This is a genomic window from Streptomyces sp. NPDC015345 (assembly GCF_043078805.1).
Lineage (GTDB): Bacteria > Actinomycetota > Actinomycetes > Streptomycetales > Streptomycetaceae > Streptomyces.
This window is the reverse complement of record NZ_JBIBTX010000014.1, coordinates 42,706-65,508: the sequence shown is the minus strand read 5'-3', so window position 1 is coordinate 65,508 and position 22,803 is coordinate 42,706. Positions and strand designations below refer to the sequence as shown.

At 65.0% G+C, this 22,803-nt stretch carries 26 protein-coding genes and 1 pseudogene; 7 read left to right on the top strand and 20 right to left on the bottom strand.

The window, feature by feature from the left end:
* Nucleotides 1–141: 141 nt before the first annotated feature.
* From ACF062_RS37390 to ACF062_RS37375, 4 genes are all read right to left on the bottom strand, one after another.
* Nucleotides 142–297: a hypothetical protein gene (locus ACF062_RS37390; RefSeq protein WP_392144649.1), complete on the bottom strand. Its 156-nt coding sequence runs from the start codon at nucleotides 295–297 to the stop codon at nucleotides 142–144.
* The gene (locus tag ACF062_RS37385) at nucleotides 239–457 is read right to left on the bottom strand and encodes a hypothetical protein (protein ID WP_392144418.1); all 219 of its coding nucleotides are present in this window, start codon (nucleotides 455–457) and stop codon (nucleotides 239–241) included. The genes ACF062_RS37390 and ACF062_RS37385 overlap by 59 nt, the downstream gene beginning before the upstream one ends.
* Nucleotides 367–762, bottom strand: coding sequence for a hypothetical protein (locus ACF062_RS37380; protein WP_392144647.1), 396 nt, complete (start codon nucleotides 760–762; stop codon nucleotides 367–369). Before ACF062_RS37380 ends, ACF062_RS37385 begins: the two co-directional genes overlap by 91 nt.
* 269 nt (nucleotides 763–1,031) lie before the next feature.
* Nucleotides 1,032–1,613, bottom strand: a complete 582-nt coding sequence (locus ACF062_RS37375) for a hypothetical protein (RefSeq protein WP_392144416.1) — start codon at nucleotides 1,611–1,613, stop codon at nucleotides 1,032–1,034.
* Between the two features lie 102 nt (nucleotides 1,614–1,715).
* Here ACF062_RS37375 and ACF062_RS37370 point away from each other — a divergent pair, with 102 nt between their 5' ends.
* Together ACF062_RS37370 and ACF062_RS37365 are read left to right on the top strand one after the other, a co-directional pair.
* Nucleotides 1,716–2,111, top strand: coding sequence for a DUF5958 family protein (locus ACF062_RS37370; RefSeq protein WP_392144414.1), 396 nt, complete (start codon nucleotides 1,716–1,718; stop codon nucleotides 2,109–2,111).
* 115 nt (nucleotides 2,112–2,226) lie between these two features.
* The gene (locus ACF062_RS37365) at nucleotides 2,227–2,715 is read left to right on the top strand and encodes a DUF4265 domain-containing protein (RefSeq protein WP_392144412.1); all 489 of its coding nucleotides are present in this window, start codon (nucleotides 2,227–2,229) and stop codon (nucleotides 2,713–2,715) included.
* A 392-nt stretch (nucleotides 2,716–3,107) separates the two neighbouring features.
* On the opposite strand, the gene ACF062_RS37360 is transcribed toward ACF062_RS37365, so the two are convergent.
* The 3 genes from ACF062_RS37360 to ACF062_RS37350 are packed head-to-tail and all read right to left on the bottom strand — an operon-like array spanning nucleotide 3,108 to nucleotide 4,833.
* The gene (locus ACF062_RS37360; RefSeq protein ID WP_392144410.1) at nucleotides 3,108–3,542 is read right to left on the bottom strand and encodes a hypothetical protein; all 435 of its coding nucleotides are present in this window, start codon (nucleotides 3,540–3,542) and stop codon (nucleotides 3,108–3,110) included.
* 39 nt (nucleotides 3,543–3,581) lie between these two features.
* Entirely contained in the window at nucleotides 3,582–4,007 is a 426-nt protein-coding gene (locus tag ACF062_RS37355; protein ID WP_392144408.1) for a DUF4259 domain-containing protein, read from the bottom strand.
* A gap of 13 nt (nucleotides 4,008–4,020) precedes the next feature.
* Nucleotides 4,021–4,833, bottom strand: coding sequence for a hypothetical protein (locus ACF062_RS37350; RefSeq protein ID WP_392144406.1), 813 nt, complete (start codon nucleotides 4,831–4,833; stop codon nucleotides 4,021–4,023).
* A 629-nt stretch (nucleotides 4,834–5,462) separates the two neighbouring features.
* Here ACF062_RS37350 and ACF062_RS37345 point away from each other — a divergent pair.
* A complete protein-coding gene (locus ACF062_RS37345) occupies nucleotides 5,463–6,008 on the top strand; it encodes a transposase family protein (protein WP_392144404.1) in 546 nt (181 codons plus the stop codon).
* On the opposite strand, the gene ACF062_RS37340 is transcribed toward ACF062_RS37345, so the two are convergent.
* A complete protein-coding gene (locus ACF062_RS37340; RefSeq protein WP_392144403.1) occupies nucleotides 5,935–6,258 on the bottom strand; it encodes a hypothetical protein in 324 nt (107 codons plus the stop codon). The two genes, ACF062_RS37345 and ACF062_RS37340, sit on opposite strands and share 74 nt — an antisense overlap.
* Before the next feature lie 104 nt (nucleotides 6,259–6,362).
* On the opposite strand from ACF062_RS37340, the pseudogene tpg reads away from it, so the two are divergent.
* Nucleotides 6,363–6,722: pseudogene (tpg, locus tag ACF062_RS37335) on the top strand (telomere-protecting terminal protein Tpg); the annotation flags it as partial.
* Nucleotides 6,723–7,112: 390 nt separating this feature from the next.
* On the opposite strand, the gene ACF062_RS37330 reads toward tpg, so the two are convergent.
* The 4 genes from ACF062_RS37330 to ACF062_RS37315 form a co-directional block, all read right to left on the bottom strand.
* Complete coding sequence (locus ACF062_RS37330; protein ID WP_392144401.1) at nucleotides 7,113–7,358, bottom strand: DUF6225 family protein; 246 nt, start codon at nucleotides 7,356–7,358, stop codon at nucleotides 7,113–7,115.
* 135 nt (nucleotides 7,359–7,493) lie between these two features.
* The gene (locus tag ACF062_RS37325) at nucleotides 7,494–8,285 is read right to left on the bottom strand and encodes a class I SAM-dependent methyltransferase (protein WP_392144399.1); all 792 of its coding nucleotides are present in this window, start codon (nucleotides 8,283–8,285) and stop codon (nucleotides 7,494–7,496) included.
* Nucleotides 8,282–9,541: an MFS transporter gene (locus ACF062_RS37320; RefSeq protein WP_392144397.1), complete on the bottom strand. Its 1,260-nt coding sequence runs from the start codon at nucleotides 9,539–9,541 to the stop codon at nucleotides 8,282–8,284. The genes ACF062_RS37325 and ACF062_RS37320 overlap by 4 nt, the downstream gene beginning before the upstream one ends.
* A complete protein-coding gene (locus ACF062_RS37315; protein ID WP_062777313.1) occupies nucleotides 9,538–10,158 on the bottom strand; it encodes a helix-turn-helix transcriptional regulator in 621 nt (206 codons plus the stop codon). The genes ACF062_RS37320 and ACF062_RS37315 overlap by 4 nt, the downstream gene beginning before the upstream one ends.
* A gap of 272 nt (nucleotides 10,159–10,430) precedes the next feature.
* On the opposite strand from ACF062_RS37315, the gene ACF062_RS37310 reads away from it, so the two are divergent.
* Complete coding sequence (locus ACF062_RS37310; RefSeq protein WP_392144394.1) at nucleotides 10,431–11,600, top strand: radical SAM protein; 1,170 nt, start codon at nucleotides 10,431–10,433, stop codon at nucleotides 11,598–11,600.
* A 28-nt stretch (nucleotides 11,601–11,628) separates the two neighbouring features.
* Here ACF062_RS37310 and ACF062_RS37305 read toward each other — a convergent pair whose 3' ends face one another.
* The gene (locus tag ACF062_RS37305) at nucleotides 11,629–12,123 is read right to left on the bottom strand and encodes a hypothetical protein (protein WP_392144392.1); all 495 of its coding nucleotides are present in this window, start codon (nucleotides 12,121–12,123) and stop codon (nucleotides 11,629–11,631) included.
* 120 nt (nucleotides 12,124–12,243) lie between these two features.
* Here ACF062_RS37305 and ACF062_RS37300 point away from each other — a divergent pair, with 120 nt between their 5' ends.
* The gene (locus tag ACF062_RS37300) at nucleotides 12,244–12,510 is read left to right on the top strand and encodes a hypothetical protein (protein ID WP_392144391.1); all 267 of its coding nucleotides are present in this window, start codon (nucleotides 12,244–12,246) and stop codon (nucleotides 12,508–12,510) included.
* Between the two features lie 172 nt (nucleotides 12,511–12,682).
* Here the strand turns inward: ACF062_RS37300 and ACF062_RS37295 are convergent, their stop codons facing one another.
* Nucleotides 12,683–12,931 carry a helix-turn-helix transcriptional regulator gene (locus tag ACF062_RS37295; protein WP_392144389.1) on the bottom strand — a complete coding sequence of 83 codons (249 nt, stop codon included), beginning with the start codon at nucleotides 12,929–12,931 and terminating at the stop codon, nucleotides 12,683–12,685.
* A 355-nt stretch (nucleotides 12,932–13,286) separates the two neighbouring features.
* On the opposite strand from ACF062_RS37295, the gene ACF062_RS37290 reads away from it, so the two are divergent.
* A complete protein-coding gene (locus tag ACF062_RS37290; RefSeq protein ID WP_392144387.1) occupies nucleotides 13,287–14,273 on the top strand; it encodes a helix-turn-helix transcriptional regulator in 987 nt (328 codons plus the stop codon).
* A gap of 148 nt (nucleotides 14,274–14,421) precedes the next feature.
* Here the strand turns inward: ACF062_RS37290 and ACF062_RS37285 are convergent, their stop codons facing one another.
* The 6 genes from ACF062_RS37285 to ACF062_RS37260 all read right to left on the bottom strand — a co-directional run bounded on the left by ACF062_RS37285 (nucleotide 14,422) and on the right by ACF062_RS37260 (nucleotide 22,594).
* Nucleotides 14,422–17,025, bottom strand: a complete 2,604-nt coding sequence (locus tag ACF062_RS37285; protein ID WP_392144385.1) for an insulinase family protein — start codon at nucleotides 17,023–17,025, stop codon at nucleotides 14,422–14,424.
* Between the two features lie 43 nt (nucleotides 17,026–17,068).
* Nucleotides 17,069–17,500, bottom strand: coding sequence for a hypothetical protein (locus tag ACF062_RS37280; RefSeq protein ID WP_392144383.1), 432 nt, complete (start codon nucleotides 17,498–17,500; stop codon nucleotides 17,069–17,071).
* A 488-nt stretch (nucleotides 17,501–17,988) separates the two neighbouring features.
* Nucleotides 17,989–18,675, bottom strand: coding sequence for a flavoprotein (locus ACF062_RS37275; RefSeq protein ID WP_392144381.1), 687 nt, complete (start codon nucleotides 18,673–18,675; stop codon nucleotides 17,989–17,991).
* On the bottom strand, nucleotides 18,672–19,658 hold the full coding sequence (locus tag ACF062_RS37270; RefSeq protein WP_392144380.1) for an LLM class flavin-dependent oxidoreductase: 987 nt from the start codon (nucleotides 19,656–19,658) through the stop codon (nucleotides 18,672–18,674). The genes ACF062_RS37275 and ACF062_RS37270 overlap by 4 nt, the downstream gene beginning before the upstream one ends.
* 23 nt (nucleotides 19,659–19,681) lie before the next feature.
* The gene (locus tag ACF062_RS37265; protein ID WP_392144378.1) at nucleotides 19,682–21,520 is read right to left on the bottom strand and encodes an ABC transporter ATP-binding protein; all 1,839 of its coding nucleotides are present in this window, start codon (nucleotides 21,518–21,520) and stop codon (nucleotides 19,682–19,684) included.
* A gap of 45 nt (nucleotides 21,521–21,565) precedes the next feature.
* The gene (locus ACF062_RS37260) at nucleotides 21,566–22,594 is read right to left on the bottom strand and encodes a methyltransferase (protein ID WP_392144376.1); all 1,029 of its coding nucleotides are present in this window, start codon (nucleotides 22,592–22,594) and stop codon (nucleotides 21,566–21,568) included.
* Between the last annotated feature and the right edge of the window lie 209 nt (nucleotides 22,595–22,803).

Sequence of the window (22,803 nt, the reverse complement as noted above, 5' to 3'; positions counted from 1 at the left end):
TGTCGTCCCTGCCCAGCGCAAGGCTCGACGTGAGTACGAGAACCGCGTCACCGGCCTCGGGGCGTCGACCTGACCGAGATCATCACCTTGGCGTTGATCGCTGTGCCGATGTTCCCCGAGGCCGGACCGGTGGCTGTGAGGTCAGCCGTTGACCTTGTCCACGACGGGCTTGACCTTGTTGTGGACGCTCACGTAATTCCCCAGCTGCTGACGTGAGCCGACGATGAGGCGGTCCGTGTCAGTCCCACCAGAGAACGACGAGAAGCTGCCGTTGGGATGCAGCACGGTAGAACTCACGCAGGGCGTTGAAGTGCCCCAGCACGTACTTCTTCGGGCCACCGACGATCTTGTCTGCGCCGTTGCCGATCAAGGAGGCGGCCTCTGCTTCGTCTGTCGGCAGGGCGGCCAGGAGGGCCGGAAAGTCGATCTGCCCGAGCAGTTCCGCAGCGCGAGCCACTTGACCTGCAGAGAGGGCAGTGGGGGCTGCCCGAAGGGGCCGATGGCATGGGGATGGGTGTTGAGGAAGGCGAGGTCGATGGCAGTGTCGCCGTCGAGAGCCTGTCGGAGAGCACTCCGATGGACGTCATTGAGACCTCCCAGCTCGCAGACCCGTTCGAGCAGGAACGGCGCCCAGTCCAGGTCCAGGACATCCGCCGACGGTGGATCCCAGAGAGGATCTCCATCCTTCGATGCCTCGGCTGCCTGGCGGCAGGAGGCGAGATACTCCGCCGGGATGCGGGCGAGTTGCTGAGTGACGGCCATGACGGCAGTATCCCGACGACGTCCACCGGTTTTCCTACTTGGTCTTGTCGGTGGGGTTCCTGGGCCGCTTGTTCGGGCGGTAGCTGGGCCCGTTCATGATTACCTGGTGGCTGGTGTTGATGAGCCGGTCCAGGAGGGACTCAGCGACGACGGGGTTGGGGTGTTCACGAGTGTGTCTGGCCAGCGAGGAGCCATAGCTCCTGAAGATCGTTTCCCGGCTGGCCGTAGATCGCTTCCCGGCAGGTGGGCAGCCTGCCTGAAATGGCTGATCACACGTAACTGATGGGGCATTGCCGCCGGAGCGAGTGTTCGGCAGCACGGAGGTAAAGCGCCGTGTAGTACGCAGCGTCCAGGTCCTCGGCCCAGGGGCCGGGGTGGCTGACGGCGGCCTCGGCCGTGGCCGGACCGTCGAACCAGTTGCCGAGGTCGAGGTTGTCGCAACGGCGAGGAACGTGCGGTGGCAGAGCGAGCTGGACGGCGAGACGCTGCGCTGCCCTGAGCGCGCGATGGGCGCTGAGGACGGTCGTGTTCTCGCTGTAGGGAGCCGGCACAGGAAGGGTCAGGGAGCCCTCGAAGTCGACGGGTACCAGCAGGTCCCATCCGAGCAGCGCGTCGTAGGAGTCCTGCCCGTCTGGATGAGCCCGACAAAGATCCTCGAAGGTCTGTACCGGCCGGTACATCTTCTCTTCGAATGACATTCCGGACCGCGGGACGAACTCCACGGCGGCCGGCGGGTTGCAGGACGCATAGCCACGCTTGGAGAGTTCGGCGTCGAGGGCCTGAGCAGTGGGCCAGAGAATGTCCTCGTCCGACCAGTCGTCCGCATCGACGCTGCATACGTAGATTCCCATACGGTGAATCTACGTTCCGGCTCGGACAGTGCAGCAGCTCGGCTGGCGGGAGCACTCAGACCCTGCAAGTAGCCGTACGCTTCCATCCCATGGGAGGCAGTCATGAAAGAGCGCGACGTCCTGCTCAACGAGCTCGCGCAGGGGCTGCGCCCGGTGTCCCAGGGCATCGATTGGTTCGACAGCCTCGGCCAGGAGGAGCAATCCGAGGTGCTGCTGTTCCTGCGCCATCACTGCGTCCAGGCGCGCGCTGTCGCCGAGGACACGCAGGAGGCCATCCGCCGTGCCGGGCTGCGCCTGACCCATACGCCCGCAGTGCTGATCTCGCGAGGCCGGATCGACGAGCAGCTGGGGAAGATTGCCGGTCTCACCCCCCTCGACGAACGCCGTAAGGCGTTCAGGCTGCTGATCGCGGTGCTCACGATTGCCGATGCCCGACGCCGTGAGCGCTTCTGCTCCGACGGCTGCAGTCACTGGTGGCACAGATTGTCCGTCGCCTGAAACCCGAGCACCGCAGCTCTGAAGGCACTTCACAGCTGAGCGTTCCTGAGGAATGAATCAGTCCTACCAGGATCCCCATCGTTTCCCGAGGACGGTGGCTGTGGATGATGGTGCGGTGACGAGCATCAGGGACAACCACGTGAAGCTCCACTTCCGCCTGGAGGTAGACGAGGACGGCTGGCCGCCGGCGAGCGTGGAGAGTTTGTGGGCGGTGGACCTCGGCGACGGAACCGTGCGGTTGGACAACACTCCCTGGTTCGTACGCGGAGTCGCCACCGACGACATCATTCGGGTGGAGGTCGACCACGAAGGTGTCCGCTGGGCTGGAGAGACGGTGCGGGCTTCAGAGAACTGCACCATCCGGTTGATCGTCATGAAGGACGGCGGCTCAGCTGCCGCTCGGCAGACCGTGCTGGAGACCTTTCACCGGCTCGGCACGACCGGCGAGGGGATCGAGCAGTTCCGGATGGTGGCGCTCGATGTGCCACCGGATGCGGACCTGCCGCGGATTCGGAAGCTCTTGGCACATGGAGAGGCCAAGGGGTGGTGGCACTGGGAAGAAGGGTGTGTCACCGCCGTGTGGCAGGCCACGGCAGCTGCGTGACTGCCATAGAGGCCCACGCTTCTCCTCGTGAGGCAAGGAGGAAGACGCTATGACCATCTTTCACTGCGTCAGCTGTCAGCAGCTCCTGACAAGGGAGGTGGCTCCGGGAGAACCACTGAGGGCGCCGGAGCGGCCGGTGGGCCATGAGGTCGTCTCGCCTCGGATGGCCCCGGGGACCTTCAAGGTCAATTTCGACGCCAGTCTGCTGATCTTTCACCCGGATGACCTTCCGGGGACTGCACTGCACCCCGATTCTCGGCGTCTCGTTGGCTGCTGCGGACTCGCCGGCCAGGACGGCCCCAACCTTGTGTGCAGCGGCTGCGGTGTCGACGTCGCGACCAAGGAGTCTGACTGCTGGACCGACAACCTAGTGGCGTTGATCGTCTCCGCCGTCACGGAGAGTGACTCCTCGCGCCCCAGCCTCTAGTGATGGGAGCGGAGCATGCGGTCGCGGTACTGCTGGAAGCGGTGCCATCCGGAGGTTTCCAGTGGAGTGATGAGTCTCCTTCGGCGCAGTCCAGAACCTTGCAACGTAGGGCGCCTGCGAGGCGAAAGACAGGGGTGAGGACGTCGTCGCCGCCTCCGCGGATGTGGAACATGATCGAGTCGACCGGGTCTTCTGTGCCGATGTTGAGTTCCATGGACCAGGTGGGCCCGAGGAGTTCGCCCCAAGTGGGGTCGGAGAGGTCGGTGTCGGGGATGGCCTGGGTGATGGCTGCGAGGACGTCGTGCTGGCTGCCGAGCGGGGCGGGGATGTAGTCGTCGGGGATCTGCTGCACCGAGGTGACGTCATCGGGCAGGCGGAGGAGGAGCACATCCCAGCTCATGGTGACCTTTCGGGGATAACTCGTAGAGGGTGCGGTGGTTCAGATCAGGCTGAGCTGTTCGCCGGAAGGCTGTGGCGTGAGCACGTCCCGTAGGTTGCGGATGTGCGCGCGCCAGGGACCGCCATCCGATTCATCCCAGAGGTCCAACAGCTCGGACTGCTCGGTCATGACGCGGTCGAGGGCCTGGAGGGCGAGGTCGCGCAGGCTGGTGAGGTCGGGAAGCGGCTGTTCAGGGCCGTAGACGGGATCGGTCGGCTCACCCTCAGGGCACTGTGCGGCGATGAGAACGGTTGCGGCGACGGCTTCCTCGGATTCGGATGCTTCGAGGTAGCCGGCGGTGTCGATCACGCGTGTGAGGGTGCCGTGGATGATGCCCGCGCGTGCGTCTGCGGCGTCCTCGTCGAGGGTGTAGCTGAAGTCCGCTGCGGTGTCGTTGTCGAAAGGCCCGACATCCCAAGTGCCCATGCCGGGTGCTCGCCTAGCCGGCGATGACTCGGTCGGCGACTGAGAAGTCGGTTTCGCAGTCCGGGCAGGTCGCGTCCCCGAAGACGTAGGTCAGCACGTGGGCGACTTCGTGTTGGCCGTCGGTGAGTGCGAGGTTGTGGAGACGCGAGCCGATGCCTTCGAGGTTTGAGGGGTTCGTCGCGCGGAGGGGACGGGTCTCGAGGGTGTCGTCCGACAGGGCGTAGTCCTCGCTGGTGCAGAAGAACCCGCGTTCACCAAGGACGATGAACAGGTTGGTTTCGCATCCGGGGCAGGAGACTTCGTATTCCTCGTTCCCGAGTCCCCAAGCCAGATCCTCGCTCCATCCCGCGACGCCCTCGAAGCCGAGCATGGATTCCAGGAGGTCGACGTACTCGGCGCGGTCGGTTGCGGTCCGGAGATGACGGTTCACTGATGCCAGCAGGATCGCGATTTCCGCCGAGTGTTCCGTGCGGACATCGCCTGCTCCATGCGGCTGCTCGGTGCCTGCCATGATGGCGCCCGCCAGGCCCAGAGCGTTCACCGCTTGTCCCCGGTCTTGGTTCTCGGCCATGTCGGCCAGCCAGGGGAGCGCTGCGAAGCTGGCCGAGTAGACGCTGCCTTGATGGCAGAGCGCAGACCATAGGTCGTTCCAGAGCCCTGACTCGGGCTCGGACGCGATGCGCGCCAGCAGGGCGGGTATGTCTTCGGCGGAGCCGTAAGCGTGGCTGAGTTGCGGCCAATCCGTCATGCCACGGATCCAATCACGCCCGTTGCTGCCAAGAGTGGTGAGATGGCCGCTCTCCTGCCCCTTGCACTCGATCGTCACCGACCAACTTGGTAATAGCTGTCTCCGTTTGGAGAGAGTACGTGTCTCCGCATTGGGTCCCGACCGCATCCACGATGTCGGTGACGTTGACCCGGGTGGATGGCCAGTTAATGAGCCCGGCCCAGCGGCCCCGTCAAGCCTTCTCGGTCGGAACGGGTCTCGCAGAGCATCGTGTGGCCGCGCCTGCCACCCGGCCAGCAGCCATTCGTGAACGCGCATACCGGAGCGACGTCCTCGAACCTCACGGCCCGGGTATCCACCAGCGAGCGACGGAACTCAGACCCGTCCCGATCGGCGTACGCGACCTCGAGTCCCTCCGCTGGCGGCCCAGTGGCACCGCCGAGCACCACCCCTAACGCACGTGCCATGACCTGCTAACCCGAACCCGCGACGAAAGGTCACTCCGCAAAACGAAAGACCAAACGAAAAGTGAAGCTGCAAAACGAAGAGATCTACGTCGAAGGACAGCTCGCCGAACTCGCTGTCGGTGGCTTTGTCTATGAGAACGGGTCCTGGCTCAGGTTTTCTGGTGCGTGCACGCTGAGTTACAGCTGAGGTCGTATGGGCGGCTCGGAAAGTTGCCTGAAAACGAGCAGGGGCCGGTGCTGTGTGGCTGACAGTCCGGGGCCATGGATGAACTCGTGCTCCGTGTGAAGGAGCTGCTGCTGCCGTCCGTCGGTGACGTCGTGGTGCGGTCGGTGGACGTGAATATCACGATGGTGAACGTCGATCTGTGCTGCACTGCGGCGGGTGCCGAGCGCCCGGAGTGCGGGACGTGGTCGAGCCGTGTTCACGGCTCCTACCTGCGGTTTCCCGCTGATGTGCCCAGCGCCGGTCGAAATGTCGTACTGCGGCTGCGGGTCCGGCGGTTCACCTGCCCGAAGGCCGTGTGCGGGCGGCGGACCTTCGTGGAGCAGATACCTGGGCTGACCCGCCGGCACGGTCAGCGAACCGAACGGTTGCGGTCGGTGCTGGCCGCGATCGGTCTCGCGCTCGCGGGCCGGGCTGGCGCCCGCCTGACCGGTTTTCTCGGGGAGTCAGTCAGCCGCAGCACGGTTCTGCGGCTGGTCGACGCACTGCACGGGTCCCTGCTGCCCAACGTCATGAACTGTTCGATTTCTGCAGAGCTTCGAGTGCTGCCCAAACCCCTGCACAGGTGCTGTCGGCTCTCGTGAACAAAGCCAGGGTGCCGCTGCCGCCAATGTCGTCCGCGAAGATCTGCAACGACTCCGCGACGGTGAACAGATCCTCCGTGCCGTGGGGCATCGACCCGCCCACCGGGCGCATCGGCTCGATCTCCAGCGCCATGTCACCCAGGGCGAACTGAGCGCGGGAGACCTGCGCGATCAGGTCCTTGGCCTGTGCCACGAGCTGCTCGTAACGCTGCCGGGTGACGTTCCCGACCCGGACCTTCACCTCGGTCATGACGACCACCGCCCTCACGGGACCCGACCCGGCCGCCCAAGATGCGGCACAAAGGCACCGGCCCCGGTCACCCACCACCCTCGCGCGAGCCCGACCGGCGCAGGCAGATCAGGGCCAAGGCCAAGGCAGCGTCCACGGGCGGCATCGTCATCGACACCACGCCCGCATGGGCTACACCGCGCCGATCGGGTCGACGGACCAGGACCGCATCCGGCACCTGACCGTCCCCTGCCGCCCGTCTACGCCGCCCGCCTCTTCGACGCCCAGGAGCAGGGGCCAGCGACGCCCAGCTCCAGGAGATCGCCGCCGAAGCGCTCAAGGAGGTCTACTTCCAGGACGGCGGCCGGTGCCGGCCGAGCGGGCCAGGTCGATCCGTACGGGCACGATCGTGTGCCCGGCGCTGCGCCGGCAGTTTGGAGGAGGTGCGGTTCACGGACGTGGAGCACCTCGAGTTCGAGCTGTAGCCACCGGCCCCGAAGACAGCGGGCCCCGGACCATCGACGGTCCAGGGCCCGCTCGCGTATCCGCGAAGATTGGTTGTGCATGCACGCGATGCCGTGCCCACGATGGCCTACAGCTCTACCGGTTACGTGCCACAGGTCTTCTCCACGCGCCCGCCGCCCGCGAAGCTGCCTCTGACTGGATACTGCGATCTCCGTCGCGCGGTGCGCGGGCGTGCCCGCCCCGGGCTGATGGCTGGCCAGGTCGTCGGGCAGGTGGCTCGCGAACGAGTTGAGCAGCGCTGACAGCGGTCACGCCCAGGCCCTGGTAGAGGGCGGGGTCGCAGGTGAGGACGATGTGGCCTTCGGGGTGTTCTGTGGCGGGGCGGCGCAAGATCGCTTACGTGACAAGCCTTATTCGGAGATTTCGCTGTAATCTGCCAGAATGAGCAGGGCTTCGTCCTGGGTGATCTTGCCGGATGATTCTTGGGCCGCATCGAGTTCTATCGATACTATTCTGCCAACCTGGAATCCGTCGCCGGTACCACTCTTGTCCGTGATAAGGACTTGCAGGGGAAGGTCATCCTCCACATCGGTCAGAGCTGCACGCAGCTCGCCCACGGTCCAGTCTCGACACTCTCGCGTGGCATCAGTCGTCACGATTCCTCCGTTTTGTATGGACTCGCACCTCGCCTGATTCAATGTTTCAGCAGGTGCCATACACCTAGACGAACGAACACCATGGATCGTACCCCCATCAAGGGAGTTCAGGGCCGATCGTCGAGAGTTTGCCTGTTATTTAAGTCGACGCGCAACGTATATGCACTTTCCCAGCAAATCGTCACTGACTGTGGTTATCAGTTTTGCTTCGCTGGCAGGCAGGCCATAGGTTTCTACGTGATCAAGCCTCGCCGCTTCGATGGCATGCAGGATCGCTGCGTCACTGAAATGAGATTCGTCTACAATGCCGGAAGTTTTCTGCCAAAGATTCTCGCCAGATTCCCGGAAGGCTGTCACCTTGGCCCTTGCGGGCCCGTCCGCCACCAGCGTGGGAGTTAGTCCTTCCCAAATGAAAACAACACCTTCGGACTCGACAACGTACTGCTTCTTTTCTTTGAAGTGGCTGCGGAATGTCTGCAGGGTGTTTACGTCGAAAAGTAATATTCCGTCAGGGCTGAGCAGGCCGGCACTGCTGCGGACCGCGGCACGCAGCGCTTCGGGGCCTGGTAAGTGATTGGCGACATCGTCCATCCAGTGGATTACGTCGTAGGTTCCAAGATCGGAAGGGAGATCACACATGTCTTCTTCGTGAAAAGATATTGCCCTGCTTCCCTTGTTCTTGCTCCGTGCCACCTCCAGCATCTGCGGTGATATGTCACATCCTGTGACTTTGAACCCTCTGTCGAGGAATACGAAGCTACTGTTGCCGGTCCCGCATCCGACGTCTAGTAAATTTCGTGCCGCAGGCCTGTGCGTATGGATGACATCGAGCAGGAGATCTGCCCAGACTTCGTAATTGTCCCCGGCTTTCCAGGCGTCGTACAGGAGGGCGAGTTCGCCGACATAGGTGGAATCCAAGTCAGTCACAGTCTTACACCTTTCGCGTGAGACTCAAAATGCAGCATGGGGCGGCGCGCCAGGGGAAAACATGCGGCTATCAGGCCTGTCGCCAAACAGCCGATGCCGCTGACTATGAACGCCACGTCGAGCCCGAATTTCGCCGCCAGAAAACCGAAAGCGGAAAGTGCGACAGGCGTGAGACCGAAGGTGGAAAAACTAGCCAAGGCCATCACTCGTCCCAGCATGTCCCGGGGAGTAATGGCCTGGAGGAATCCAGTGAGGCGTGCTGCGGCTGGGCCGAGGGAAAAGCCGGAAAGCGCTAGCGCACTCCCGGTGACCACCGGGTCATCGGTAAATCCGAGCGCGATGAAGCCCACGGACGAGACCGCCATCCAGCCAGCTGCTGAAAGGATGGGGCGGGCGGGAGTGGCAATGCGTGCACTCATCACCCCACCCAGAACTGACGCCGCACCGAAGACGCCGAAGACGATGCCGAGTGAGCCGGACCCCCAGCCTGCGGTCTCACTTCGCAGTACGACTCCGATGTTGAGTGGTCCGAGGAGGGCGAGGTTGAGGAACGTGGCCGTGATCAGCGCCAAGACGAGAGCTGGCTGGCCTCTGACGTATTTGAGCCCTGCCCTCACGGAGGATTTCTGTTGCGGGTCCGCCGTTGCGGCCGCGAGATGAGTACGCAGGCCTCGAAAGGAAAGAAAGGCTGTCAGGAACAGGGCCAGGTTTGCGCCGGCTGCTACGGCCAGGCCTCCGACGGCAAGAGCTACGCCCGCCATGGGCCCGGACACCACAAGGGCCAGCCGGGCACAGGCCTGAACCAAGCCCTGCCCCCGCACACGGACCTCCGTGGGCAAGAGCAGACCGGGGATTGCGCCGGCGGCAGGCAGCCGCGCAGCGTCAGCAATACCGAACGCCACTGCTGACACTGTCAGCACGATGAGGGGGAGCTTCCCCGTTGCAGCTGTCGCACAGGTAGCTGCCATGACTAAGGATCGGGCCACCTGAGCGACCTGAGCGACCCTGAGCGCACTCACTCGGTCAACTAGAGAGCCCATCCAGAGCATGAAGAGCATCCGCGGCACGGATCCGGCAGCGACGACCAATCCGGCGGCTTGAGGACCCCCTACATCAGAAGCGGCCCACGCAAGGGCCAGAAACCACACTTGATCCCCGATCAGATCAAGCGATAGTCCTCCCAGGAAGCGCCGAAAGCCTGGGATTGTCCAGGGAGACAAGGCGCGTAATGGGCGCGCCTCTACATCCCCTGTCACGAACGCTTCCCCTGTCCGCCTGAGACCGGTTCAACCTCTCCCTCCGCCACCGGGAAAGCATTGATGAGCACGAACACGTGCTCCTGTTGGGACTGCGTGGCGGCGTCCTGCTCCTTCGCCCGCTCCGCCCAACGCCGAATCACTGTATGCAGTTCTTCGCCCATCTGCGCGAGGTCTTGCGGCGTGAGCTGGAGGACAGAGTCCGACCCCATCGCGGCTTCAATCCAGTCCCGGTCCCACTCCGTCCAAGACTCTTGCCAGCGAACGAGACGCCGAATCCGGCGCTCGGTCATTGCCTGTTGCGCCAAGGAGGAGATCTCCCGTCCGCTGTGCGACTGCAAGAAATCCGCCGGCGACCAGCGCAATCCGCCGGGTACGGCTTCCCACCAATGCTGCCGCCTGTCCTTGTCGGAGGGGACCTCCTTGACAAGGTTGGCTTTGAACATCTGCCCGAGGTGATAGCTCACCGAGCCGACGGCCAGGCCGGAGCGGGACGCCAACTCGGAAACCGTGCTGCGGCCGTGCCGCCGAAGCAGCTCATAGAGGTTTATACGGGCCGGGTGGGCGATAACTCGCAGTGCTTCGATGCTGGTCGCCTGGCTGGTCGTCTCGTCCATACCCCCAGCGTACGGGGCTCAAGGATGCTTGTACATGAGAAGTTGTGCGACACCTCTTGTACAACTGGGCTCGTCTACCTATGGTCAGTTGCAGGCACTAGCTGTGAGGGGAGGTGCACGATGAGCGAGATCCTGATCTTCGACGCTGAGACCGAAGAGACCATCTGTGGGGCGAACTCCTGACCAGGCCGCTGCTGCCGTGAGGTGGCGCATGGCGTACCAGCCCATGCGCCACCTCGCGTCCAGGCCGCTACGAGAACGGAGCAACCCGCATGCGGCAACCCCGCCTCATCCCCTCGGAAAACGGCTGGTGGTACGTCTCTCCCAGAAAAGTCGCACTCCTGCCGCCGGAAGCGGCACGTGAAGGTCGCCTGACCCAACAGGCCGAGGAGGAGCTGACCAAGCGCGGCTTCTTCACCACCGCGGAGCCCCCCTTTGCGGTCACTGTCCTCACCGCGACGTCGTGCAACCTCGGTTGCTCCTACTGCTTCCAGAACACAGAGGCGAGCCAGACAGCCTCGAACCCGTTCGCCCCAGCCCGCATCCCTCGCAGGCTTCTTGTGCAAGAGGGGGTGGAGCGCATCGCGGACTTTGTGCAAGAACGCATGTCCGCCATCGGAGCTGACCGGCTCTCGCTCGTCCTCTTCGGGGGAGAGCCCCTCCTCAACCCCAGCGCATGCACGGAGCTCCTGCGCCGGCTGAAGCCGCTGGGGCTCTCGAATGCGCAAATGATCAGCAACGTGGTACTGCTGACCCCTCAGATCGCTTCCGAGCTGTCACACGCCGGCCTCCGACGAATCCAGGTCAGCTTCGACGGACACCGTGCCGACCACGACCGGGCGCGCGTCGACCACAAGGGTAGCGGCACCTATGACCGAATTCTTCGAAACATCACCCAAGCGTCCCAGGCCAGCGGCATGAAGTGGCAGTTCAGAGTAAATGTCTCCCACCGCAACCTCAAAGGACTCGACAGGCTAATAGAGGACCTATCCAGTCTTCCCTTGCGGCAACCAGCCGACTTGGACCTCGCTCTCATCGACGATGTCGGCGTTGGATACGACAACGATCTGTCCTATGGTGACGCACTGGCCGATCGCTTCATTGAGCTGATCGACCTAGCCATCGACAGCGGTCTTTCCGTCCCAGTCATCGGCACGCCCCTGTCCAGTTGTCCCTTCTGCAGCGGATTCGCCGGAACGACGGGCGCCGTCATCAACGCAGACGGAACCCTCTACAGCTGTTGGGAAACAGCGGGCAGGGCCGAATGGGCAGTCGGCACGGTGTCAGATGGCTATCTGCCGGACGAGAAGATCAAGAACAAGTGGGTTGCCTGCGACTACGCAGCAGAATCCCATGGGTCCTCGGAAAAGGCAAAACGCTTCTTCCAAAAGATCGACAGCCACATCCTCAACCGCACTTACAGCCCCGGAATTCGCCAATGATCTTGCTCATCGTGCACGAGCGGTACCGTCAGACGCTCATGCTCGCGAAAAGATCTGACCCGCCGACGACCACAAACTGCCCGCGCAGGAGAGGCCGGTTGGCCCTTCTGCGGTGCGGGACGATGAGGCCGGTGCCCAGGCCACGTAGGGAACCGACCGAGAAATGATGTAGCCATGAATGAGATCGCGATCTTCGAGAATAGGGCGTGTAGGGCCGCGCGGGCAGGGCAGCCACCGCGGCGGGCCCGCGCAGCCGGGAGGGCAGTAGGTGCTCGGGCATCAACAAACGCGCCAGCTGGGCGATCTGCTCCAGGTCGCGGCGGTAGTGCGGCAGCTGCGCGCGCAGCCGCCGCTGGATCGCCCAGAACCGGGCGGCCTCCCGATCGCTGTAGGGGCGGCGGTGCTCGGCGACCAGCGCCTGGAGCGCACCCGCCAGCCGCGCCCACATCCCGTCGGGCGCGCGCTCGCTGCGGGACAGCACGCTGCCGTCCCGCCGCATCACCGTGACCAGGTCGGCGACCACGGTCCGGACTTTCGCCACCACGCCTCTCGTCAACCCAAGCCGTGGAGCGCACCATCCGTTCCTGTCATCTCCGGCCTAGGAGCCCGCCATGGCGCCGAGGCCGTCGCCAAACTCGCGATCGTGACCGACCTGAACATCCCCGGTGCCGCCCCCGAGGACTCTCCCGACGGGATGTGCCGGACGACAGCCGGCACCGGCCGCGTCCGCATCTCGCTCGTGCGGTGGGTCCTCGCCCCGCGTACGACGTGGCAGGCACGCCGCCTTGCCGCCGACTTCGGTGACGGGATGGACGCCCGGACCGCGTGGGTAATGGCCCGTCTGGCCCGTCATCCGGATGAGCGCGGCTACGCCATGGGCCACCTGGACGGCGATCGGGCCACGGACTGACAGAGCTCAGGGTGCCGGTCTCGGTACGGGCAGAGCGGCGCCCCAGTAGCCAGGTCTCGATCAGTGCCGCCCGGCTGTCAGGTAGTTGGTCCCCGGTCGGAGTCGTGTCTGTCATCGGGACTCGTAACAGCCCTGTCAGGCATCATGATCTGGCGGCCTATCAGGGCCGTCATCAGGGCTGGTTCCTCCCGTAGACCCTTTCCGTGAGTGGCTCGAACGGCTCGAGGGAGAACAATGCCTCCACCGGCAACTCGAAGTGCTTCGAGATCTTCAGCGCTATATCGAGGCCCGGGTTGAACTCCTCGCGCTCGATGTAACCAATGGTCTGGTAGTGCACACCCACCGCTGCAGCCAGGCTCTGGCGCGACACTTTCCGTTCCGCGCGCACCATCGCCAGCCTGTTATATACATTATCGCTCACATCTAATAATTACTACATCGTGAGTAGATATACAACGAACCGTTCCGCCAACCGGGACATGCCTCCGCGAGGTGGGCTCCGACACTCGCACCGCCGCCTCAGTCCGCGCTATGGCCCCCACAGCCTCGCCATCAGCATCTGCCGCCCGTGGCGAGGAGGTCACCATGGCCGCAGCTCTCCGCCGAGTAAGACGCGATGAGCGGCCCTTGTGGGCCATCAGGCCAGCTGAGCAAGCCGACCAGATCTCGATCTTGCACGACCCTGGACAGTCCTTATGATCAAGATTCCATCAGGGTGAGCGGCCGGGCCTCTGACCAAGGCCCCGGTGCTGCCTGGAAGTGAGCCGGGGGATTGAATGCGTGCTTGTGCAGTATCCGTACTTGGACTATCAGAGGTGGAGGAAGAGCTCTACCGGTGCCTGCTGAGAATCCCGGGTACCCGGGCGGACGACGTACCCACGCTTGTGGATGGTCCACCTCAGGAGGTGGAGAGAGCTCTGGGCCGGCTCATCGACCTCGCCGTTGTGGTGGTGGGAGCGGACGGCGGATGTTTCCCAGAAGCGCCCGAACTCGTAGTGGACAGGCTGGTCGATCTACGACTGCAACAACTGCACACAGAGATGCGAGCGGTTACTCAGGCTCGGCACCTCGTCGCCTCGCTCCGGGCGGAACAGGAACTCGCGCCGGACGAGGCGCCGGTAGTAGAGAAGATCGTGAGTCTCGACGCGATGCGCACCAAAGTTGAGACACTCGCCCTCTTCGCGCGTGAGGAGATCCTTTGTGCCGAGCCCTACATCGCACTGACCCACGAGGACATACAGCACGCCAGACCGACCGATCTCCAATGCCTCAGACGGGGCGTAAGGATCAAGAAGGTTGTGCTGGCTAAGGCACTGGAGGACCCCGTCACCTCCGGATACCTGTGTGAACTGGTCTCGAAGGGGGCGGAGGTCTGCGTGGTGGACGACATGGCCGTGCGCACCCTCGTCTACGACCGGCGTACCGCGTTGACGTCGGTAGATCCTGCAGACGGTTCGCGTGGGGCACTGGTGGTGCAGGAAGCGGGACTCGTCGCCAACATCGTGGACCTGTTCGAGAAGGTCTGGGCTGATGCGCCACGGCTGTCGGAGTTCTGCGGGGAGAAGGCCAGAGCTCGGCTACCGGCGATCGAGCAGCGGGTGTTGGAGACCATGTGCCGTGGTACGAAGGATGAGATCGGAGCCCGCGACCTCGGCATCTCGGTCCGCACCTACCGTCGATATGTGGCCAACATCCTGCACATCCTGGAGGCTGCCAACCGAGCGCAAGCAGCAATCCTGGCCCGAGAACGAGGTTGGATATGAGGTGATTTTCTATGGAAGGCCCACCTTCCTCCTCGGTGCGCCACTTGCAGATCTGCACCACACCTGCCCTGCTCTCACGGAAGAGGGCTGGCTTTACCTATGACGGGCACGATGAGCAGACGCCTCCCGGGGCACCACCCGGCAGGCGTCACGACCGTGGTGAGACGGCGGCGGCAGTTGTGGCCAGGTCCGGGCTGATGGCGCCGAGCAACACTGTGTCCATGGACGAGGTAGCGAAGAGCTCGCGGCCGGCGCGGGCGACTTCCTGAGCATTTACCTCGCGAAGGAGCTGCGGAAGACAGGACAGCAGGTGGGGGTCCCGTCCGGCGGCGGTGATCTGGCAGAGCAGGTCCGCCCGGTTCGCTGGGGAATCGAAGGCGCTGAGCGACTGAGCCGCACAAAACTCGCGGGCGGCTTCGACTTCGGCTTCGGTGAAAGGCTCATCGCCAGCCCGCCGCAGCTCCGTGCGGATTCCGGCAATCGTCTCGTCCGCGAGCTGTGGCGTGATGCGAGCCCGCACGAGCACACGAGGGACGTCCAGCACGACGTCCCGGCCGGAGTACGCCTCGCAGCCTTCACCGAGCACTCCGCGCAGGCGCGCCGTCAGTCGGGAGCCGAAGTAGCCGCCGAAGGCGGCAGTTGCTAGATAGCGGGCCGCCTCGTCCGTTCCAGGGCGCTCTTCTGGGGTGGCCATTTCCGGCTCAGACGCGCAGACGGTCAGATGCAAGTTGACTTCCGTAGTGGAGGGCAGGAACAGCGTCCGGCCGTTGTTGGGCCGCGCGCGGCTGGCCCCTCCGGGGCACGGGAGGATGGACCGCCATGCCGACAACGCCGTCTCTGCAGTTGCTGCCGCAAGTTCGGGGTTAATGTCGCCGAGCAGGACAAGCACGCCACCTCGGGGATCCCAGAGCGGCACCCGGACATTAGCCGCAGAACGGCAGGTGGTTGACCCCGAATGTTCCGCGGACCAGCGGCGGCGCACCGCGTCATCCATGAGGCGCTGCGCCGATAGACGTGGGGACTGAAGCTCGGTCCCGGGCTCGGCGGATGTCCCCTGCGGTGACACCAGTTTGCCCAGAAGCGCGCACCAGGTGGGCAGCTCCTCTGATGGCAGGTAGCCGGTGACGTTTAGCCACTGTCCGTCTACGGATGCCGCAAGACTGCCACCGTGGTCGGCTGAGTATGCGCCCGCCCGCGTTTGTTCCAAGCGGCGGCGCAGCAGTGCATCAGCTGCTGCAGGGGCTCTCCAACCGAACGGCCCCAGGGGCATGCGCAGCCGTGCCTCCACGCCCGGGGCCCGCCGGTCGGAGACCGCGACCACGCGCAGGCCGTTGCCCAGAGTTGTCTCGTAGACATCTCCCGCGTCCGGGTCGCAAGGGGCCCCATACGGTGGAAGGGAACGGGGAGCCGGCGATGCCTTTGCCTCATCGGCCGGTGACTCCCAGGATTTGACAGTCACCTCACTGTCCGCTGCGAGAGGCGGCTCCGGGCGAGTGCGGCTGGAACCTGGTCGAATCACCAGAACCGACGCTGGAAAGCGCGTGAGTTCACTGGCTGCAGCGGCTACTTCGGAGGGGCCTACAGCCGCCAGGTGGTCCGGGATCCGGTCGAGAAGGCCAGCGTCGCCAAAGAGGATTTCCAATCGGCCCAAAGCGCGGCAGCGGGTCTCCAGGTCGCCGTGGCGTCGGTAGTGCTCGCCCAGCATCAGCCGCACCGTCCGCCGCACCGCCTCTGCTGGAGGGTCGTGGGACCAGTCGGCCCATCGCCGGGAGACCGCTGCCACGCATTCCTTCGGCTCGGCACCGGGTGGCAGCAGGGCAGTGACCACGAGTGCGTCGGGGTCCCGTGCATCTAGTGGGCCGAAGAAGCCGCAACTGGTGCTGACGGCCGGCAACCCGCGTGCAAGTGGGCCCTGCTCGCTGGTGAGCCTGGCCAGCACGGCATGGCCCAGGTAACCGGGAAGGTCTGCGGCTGGGTCGGGCAGCCGGTGGCCGATCGCCAGCGCGGTCGCCTTGACCCCCGCTTCAGTGCACTCCACCCACCGCATCCCATCGGGGCGGGGTTCTGCGAGAGCGGGAGTCGGGGCGGTCAGGCGGGCGGGTATGTCGCCGAAGTGGCGTTCTACCAGAGAGCGGGTCTCTTCAGGGCTGGCCGCGCCGACCACGGTCAGTACGGCATTGCCGGGCGCGTAATGCGCCGCGAAAAACTCCGCACAGTCGGTCAATGTCGTGGTGCGCAGCCGGTCGACCTCGCCGTAGCCGTCATGCGCGTTGGTGAAGGTGCTGAACAGTACCTGGGGCATCAGGGGCCAGGGGAAGCCTCCGTATGGCCTGCAGTGCACTGCCTGATGGATTTCTTCTTCAACGCCGCGTAGCTGTTCCGACAGCGATGCCTCTGTGAAGCGGGGGGCCCGCATGCGGTCTGCCTCGGCGAACAGGGCACGTTCCAGGGCCTGGGCCGGGACCACTTGGTAGTAGTCGGTGTAGTCCTGGTGCGTGGTCCCGTTGGCTATGGCGCCGAAACGGTGCACATGGTCGTAGAAGCGACCGCCGGGAAGGCTCGCGCTGCCACGGAACATCAAGTGCTCGAAGAGATGAGCGAACCCGGCGCGGCCTGGCCGTTCGGACCGGAAGCCGGTGCCGTAATGCACGGCCACAGCCACCCGCGGTTGCGGAAACCTGCTGTCCAACACCACCCGCAGCCCATTCGGCAGGGTGAACCGGTGCTGCCGCTGCAGTTCGCCGGTGCTCATGACGTACACCTCCCTTTTGGTGTCCAGGAGTTGGGTGCGCCCCTCAGAGGTCGATGAGAAACGCCAGGAATGATGCGTACTGGTTGAATCCGGATGAGTGCCAGCCCACGTAGGCAGCGATGTCATGGACATGCAGCAGAGTTCGCAGTGCCGCCGCCTGGTTCCACCACACCCCCAAGTCTCGGCCGTACCCCTCGAACAGAGCGTCGACGAGCACTTGCCAGGCTTGCTGGTCGCCGCCCAGGTGCCATCTCAGCTCGACCAGTTCCCCCAGCACCCAGCCCAGGTCGTAGTACCAGGGAGCCACCGCAAGATCTTCACCAGTCAATATCGCGGTGCTCTCGGGGCTGGCACCGGAGACCAGTGAGCCAAGCCCGGGCGCGCCGTGCACCAGGGTCACGTCGGTGTCCTCGGTGATCGTGCGGTACCACTTGTTGACTCGAGCCCAGCGTTCGGCGCCGAGGCTGCGCTGCATCTGGGCGCCCACGTACGCGGCGCGGACAACCGGCGAACGACCCGCCAGCCAAGTGTCGAGCCGGACCAGGCTCCGAGGCGGTCCCAGCCGCTCGGTTACAGGAGGCGGACCGCCCGCGTGCAACAGCCGTAGTGCAACTCCAAGCCTGCGGATAGGTTCCCGCAGATGCGGCAGCGGGCCGCCTGACAGTATGTGACCCGCCACCGATTCGTCGTTCGCGACCGTGTAGACCCTGGCCGGGCCCTCCGCATGGCCTGTCGTGCAGAGGGCGCCCCCGTTTCGACCGACTGCGGCCAGACGAGGTCCGAGGCCGGTGATCGGCTGGAAGGCTGCGGGTGCGAGCGGGCCGGTGGTCCTGGTCCATTCATGACCGTCGGGAACGGCACGGATAGAGGTGCGCAGCAGATCAGTGCCGTACTCAGTAATATCCCGGTCTGCTGTTCGTTCCACAACGGGAGTGCTGCGGGCACCCACCTCATCCAGGCCACTCACGGGCGGGCCAAGTCAGTGACGAACGACGCCGGCGTGGTGAGCGGCCGTCGGGCCGCTGGGCTGGTCTCCAACTCGGCGCGGCGGCGTTCCAGCAGGCTGATGACCTCTGGTAGCAACGGGGGCACCCAAGCCTCACTCCGACCGGTGGTCAGACTGACGCCCGGACCGGGCGGAACAAGCACGACGTTGGGGCGGGCAGCCAGCGTTGCCCAGTGGCTCTGGAAGACAGTACTCTCCAGCCCACCCGGTGGAAGCGCCGGTGCCACCACCACGGGAACCGCGGTGCAGTGGCAGGCGAGCAGCGAGGGTGAATCGGCCAAGCCCAGAGCCAGCCGGGCAAGGAAGTGGAAAGTCGCGGGATAGACCACGACCGCCTGCGCCCACTCGGCCAGTTCGACGTGCCGGGCCGTTGCCTCATGCTCGGGCCATTCATCGAGCATTACCTCGCCATTGCGATGCAATCGCCCGGCCAACGCTTGCTGCGTAACGAAACGCTGAGCGCTGTGGGTAAGGACCATCTTGATGTCCAGCTCCGGGTAGGACAGCCGCAGCCATTCGGCCCAGTACGGCATCATGGCCGCAGCGGCAGAACCGGCGGTAACCACCAGCAACCGCTCGATGTTCAGAGCGGGAACCTCCATCGGGTTGGGAGCCTCTCCCGTCCTCGGGATGCCACCTGTCACGGCGCCACCTCCGCGAGTATCGCCTCAAGCTCACGCAACGCAGCCTGACTGCCATGCATACCGTTCACCCCAGCCACGTTCAGCACAATCTCGTTGACTCCCGCCTCCTGGTACGCCGCGAACTCCTCGGCGAGAACCTTCGAGTCCCCGTACAGGAAAGCCCGCCCCTCGATGAGCGCGGCGGCGCCCGAGGCGAGGTCGGAAGAGTCGGTGTCGATTCCGGATCGGCGCAACATGTCGGTGTAATGCGGAAGTTGGAGATGGCCGGAGCTGCTGGCCAGCGCCAGCGCTGCCGGGTCACGGTCCGGGGCGGCTAGAGCGACGGGCACGATGGACACCAGCCGCGGAACGGGACGCCCCGCGGCCTCAGCGCCCTCTCGCAGTGCTGGGACTATGATGTCCCGTAGATAGGTGGCGGGAGTGAGCCAGGTCACGGCTGTGTCGGCAACCTCACCCGCGAGCCGGGCCATCCCCGGACGCAGCACCCCCAGACCCACCTCAATGGGGGGCCGGGGCCCGGGGGGCATTTGGGCATGGCAGGTGAAGTACTCGCCGTTCTGCTCAACCGACTCACCGTCGAGCAGGCCGCGGACGATCGTGAGGTATTCACGCGACGCGGTCAGCGGGCTGCGATAGGGGGCACCGCGCATGCTGCGCTGCGCTACTGCCCCGCCCGGTCCAAAACAAGCCGCCACCGGATGACCGGTGGTGAGGGCTACCGTCTGGGCCTGGAGCGCGGCCTCGTAGGGATGGATGAACGGCATGAGCGTCACGGCGAGTCCGGCGGGGACCCGGAAGCCGGATGCCGCCGCGTAGGTGAAGGCATGATGCGGTTGATTGACCATGGACTGGCCCTGCCACAGCCGGTGTGCTCCGCTCCACTGAGTGAGCGCGGCGTACGGGAGGGTGGGCTCAGGCCGTGGCAGTCCGAACGGCATCAGGATGGAGTACTTGATCGTCGGCCGGTCTCTGGGTTCAGTCATGGCGTGGCTCCTGGGTCGGTGTGTCATGCTCCGCTGCCGACGATCCGGGCCGACTCGCTGGACGGGGCGTGCATGCGGGACGAGGTACTGAGGGCCTGGCCGCTCACCAGATCGGCATAGTCACGGCAGCGGTCCAGAAGATCGTGATGGGTGCCCTGGTCCACCACCCGACCCGAGTCGAGCACGATCACGTGGTCTGCGTGCTGGACGGTGGAAATACGGTGGGCGACAACCAGGACGGCACGGTCCACAGCCAGGACGTCCACCACATCCCGCAGCTTCTGCTCATTGACGGAATCCAAGTGCGAAGTCGGCTCGTCGAGAACCACCAGCGGGGCGTCGGACAGGACCGCCCGGGCCAGAGCCAGCCGCTGACGCTGGCCGCCGGAGAGGTCGGTCGCACCGGCCAGAACCGTGTCCAGGCCCTGAGGCAACCGCCGGATCTCCTCCGCCAGGCCGACACTGTCGAGTGCGGCCATCAGCACCGAGTCGGCCGGCGCGTTCTCATGACCCAACAGCAGGTTCTCCCGGACGGTGTCCTGCAACAGGGTGCAGGACTGGTCCACATAGGCGATACGGGCCCGCAGCTCGTCGAGTGGCCAGTCGTACAGGGAGCGACCCAGCACCTCGATCTGGCCCGAATCCGGCTCCATGAAACCCTCGATTAGGCCCAGCGCAGTGGTCTTGCCCGATCCTGAGAGCCCCACCATCGCAGTGAGACCGTGCCTGGGAACAATCAGTGCGACATCACGGAGCGCCGGGCGACCGTCGTAGCCGTAGCTGACATCCTCAAAGCGTACGGCCGCGGGTTCAGCAGCAAGAGCTGTCCGCCCGGAGCCCGGCGGGGTGGCGCGGGCAGCCATCTCCGTCGGGAGCGCGAACAGCTCGTCGAACCGCTCACGGGCAACCAACCCCGTCTGCAGCCCGCTCACACCCGACGCTGCCATGATCAGGGGGGCGGTGAGCTGGAGCAGATACAGCAGAAACGCGACGAAGTCGGCCAGCGACAAATGACCGTCGAGCATCCGACTACCGCCCCCGATGACTACACTCACCAGTGCGATCTGCTGGCCCAGGGTAATGATCGGGACCATCAGAGACTCCATCCGCGCCGCCCCAACCTCCAGCCGCGCTACCTCTGTGGCGCGGTCGGCCAGTCGGTCACCCACGATCTTCTCTGCGCGGCATGCTTTGATGATGGCCAGCGAGCCGAGTGCGGCCACGAAGTGTTCGGCGAGTCCACCGACCTCCTCCTGCACCGCCGCGTACTGACGGCGCAGCCCTTTGATGACCAGGGTGACGAGCCCGACGGCGATAAGGAATGCGCCCACCGCGACCAACAACAGGACCCAGTCCAGTAGGCCCATGATCACGAGCGTGCCCAGCACTGTGACGCCGGCCATGGGCAACTGAATGGGACCTATGTCGATGAGGTTCTTGACCATGGCCGCGTCGGCGGTCACCCGAGCCACCAAATTGCCGGGGCCCTGGCCAGCGGCATCGCGCAGCCGCAGTTCCAGAGAGTGCCGCATGGTCCGGATGCGCAGCCGACGTATCAACTGCTGTCCCATCCGGCTCAGTAGGTATGCGGCCAGCGCCCCGGCCGCGGCTGAGCCGAACCCTGCGCCGACCATTGCCAGTACCCACCAGAGAGGGTTGTCGCCCTGCTGAATGACAGTCAGCAGCCGGCCCACCACCATCGGCAGTGCCAGCGTCGCCGCTGTGGAGACCAGCGCGAGCAGGCCGACGAGAATGACCTGGGGGCCCTTTCCGCGGGTCAGTTCCCGCAGAATGCGGGTCTGTGGTGGTGCATTGGTGTGTGAGGGCGCGTCAGTCCCGTGTGCGGGCATTTCGCTTTTCATCTGCCTTCTGTCTCTCATGCCCGACTCACTGTCCTGGGCCCACCGTCAGCACGCCGAGAACTCCAGAACCGAGCGCACGGGGGTCGCCGGACCCTCCCACGACACCCGCAAGCCTGCGGCGGCGCCCAGAGCCTTCAGCTGCTCGACGGTACGCACGGGGGCGGGAATCGTGGCCCGCATCCACAACTCTACGGACGCCGACTCAGGGACCTCTTGCGGTACTTGGAGGTTTGCCTCCGCAAGCAGGACCTTTCCCGAAGGCCCCCCTGCCTCGGCGCAGCGGCGCAGAATCGTTATGGCCTGCTCGTCGGACCAATCGGAGAGGACTGCCGACAGCAGGTAGACGTCTCCGCCTTTGGGAAGCGGTTCGAAGAAGCTTCCCACCACTGCCCTGGCCCGGTCCGAGAAGCCAGCCCTGGCGAACCTGCGCCCGGCGACCCCGGCCGCGTTCTGTAGGTCCACCAGCGTGCCGTGCAAGTGGGGGTTTTGCCGCAGCAGTTCCATGAGGATGGCGCCAGTGTGGCCGCCCACGTCGACGACCCGCTCGACCCGGCTCCAGTCATAACTTTCGAAGATCAGCTCGGCCCCCCAGCCCGGGTGGGGCTCGCTCTCGCTCTTCTCCAGTGCATCGAGGAAGGCGGGGTCCTCGTTGATGCTCTCCCAGTAACTGTGCCCGAAGACACCCACGTGGGCGGGCTCGCCGGTGCGAATGGTGTGCAGGATATTCACGAGGGCCAGGTCGCACCTGCCGTAGAGGCCATCCATGGTCAAGTGGCTGCGCAGACTCTCCGGATGGTGCTCGCACAAGCGTTCGCCGAGCTTGGTCACGGCATACCTACCGCTGCTGTCCCGTGTCAGTACACCGTTGATCGCCAGATGACGCAGCAGCAGTTCCAGCAGGTCCGGGCGGCTAGCGGTGACTTCTGCAAGCTTCTCCGGCTCATTGATACCGGCGCCTATGTGGTCCGCAATGCGGAGTGTGGCCGCCGCGCGGATCACAGCGGGTGTAAGGAGGTCCGCCATCTCCAGCAGATCTCGGCTGTCCGAATCAGGCGCCATTGGGCGGGTTTCCATCTCATGTGCAGGGTCGGGGCGAGGAGAACAAGGTAGAGAGGGAGACTGCCGGCCGGCCGGCCGCGGATGGATAGGCACAAGTTCCACGGTCGGCCGAACGGCGTTCCGCGATCAGCAGAATCCGCCCTTGGTCCTGGCGGGAAACTGTCTGGTGCCGGAGCCGAGACTGGCGTCGGCGACGCGGGCGGGCCAGTTGGCGGCCGCCTTGG

What these genes read in the sequence shown, in the direction of transcription:
- ACF062_RS37310 (WP_392144394.1), top strand. Translation starts at nt 10,431, where the DNA reads ATGCGGCAACCCCGCCTCATCCCCTCGGAAAACGGCTGGTGGTACGTC.
- ACF062_RS37260 (WP_392144376.1), bottom strand. Translation starts at nt 22,594, where the DNA reads ATGGAAACCCGCCCAATGGCGCCTGATTCGGACAGCCGAGATCTGCTG.
- ACF062_RS37340 (WP_392144403.1), bottom strand. Translation starts at nt 6,258, where the DNA reads ATGACCGAGGTGAAGGTCCGGGTCGGGAACGTCACCCGGCAGCGTTAC.
- ACF062_RS37375 (WP_392144416.1), bottom strand. Translation starts at nt 1,613, where the DNA reads ATGGGAATCTACGTATGCAGCGTCGATGCGGACGACTGGTCGGACGAG.
- ACF062_RS37285 (WP_392144385.1), bottom strand. Translation starts at nt 17,025, where the DNA reads ATGAGCACCGGCGAACTGCAGCGGCAGCACCGGTTCACCCTGCCGAAT.
- ACF062_RS37380 (WP_392144647.1), bottom strand. Translation starts at nt 762, where the DNA reads ATGGCCGTCACTCAGCAACTCGCCCGCATCCCGGCGGAGTATCTCGCC.
- ACF062_RS37265 (WP_392144378.1), bottom strand. Translation starts at nt 21,520, where the DNA reads ATGAAAAGCGAAATGCCCGCACACGGGACTGACGCGCCCTCACACACC.
- ACF062_RS37345 (WP_392144404.1), top strand. Translation starts at nt 5,463, where the DNA reads ATGGATGAACTCGTGCTCCGTGTGAAGGAGCTGCTGCTGCCGTCCGTC.
- ACF062_RS37355 (WP_392144408.1), bottom strand. Translation starts at nt 4,007, where the DNA reads ATGGGCACTTGGGATGTCGGGCCTTTCGACAACGACACCGCAGCGGAC.
- ACF062_RS37270 (WP_392144380.1), bottom strand. Translation starts at nt 19,658, where the DNA reads ATGACTGAACCCAGAGACCGGCCGACGATCAAGTACTCCATCCTGATG.
- ACF062_RS37280 (WP_392144383.1), bottom strand. Translation starts at nt 17,500, where the DNA reads ATGCAGCGCAGCCTCGGCGCCGAACGCTGGGCTCGAGTCAACAAGTGG.
- ACF062_RS37370 (WP_392144414.1), top strand. Translation starts at nt 1,716, where the DNA reads ATGAAAGAGCGCGACGTCCTGCTCAACGAGCTCGCGCAGGGGCTGCGC.
- ACF062_RS37360 (WP_392144410.1), bottom strand. Translation starts at nt 3,542, where the DNA reads ATGAGCTGGGATGTGCTCCTCCTCCGCCTGCCCGATGACGTCACCTCG.
- ACF062_RS37290 (WP_392144387.1), top strand. Translation starts at nt 13,287, where the DNA reads ATGCGTGCTTGTGCAGTATCCGTACTTGGACTATCAGAGGTGGAGGAA.
- ACF062_RS37315 (WP_062777313.1), bottom strand. Translation starts at nt 10,158, where the DNA reads ATGGACGAGACGACCAGCCAGGCGACCAGCATCGAAGCACTGCGAGTT.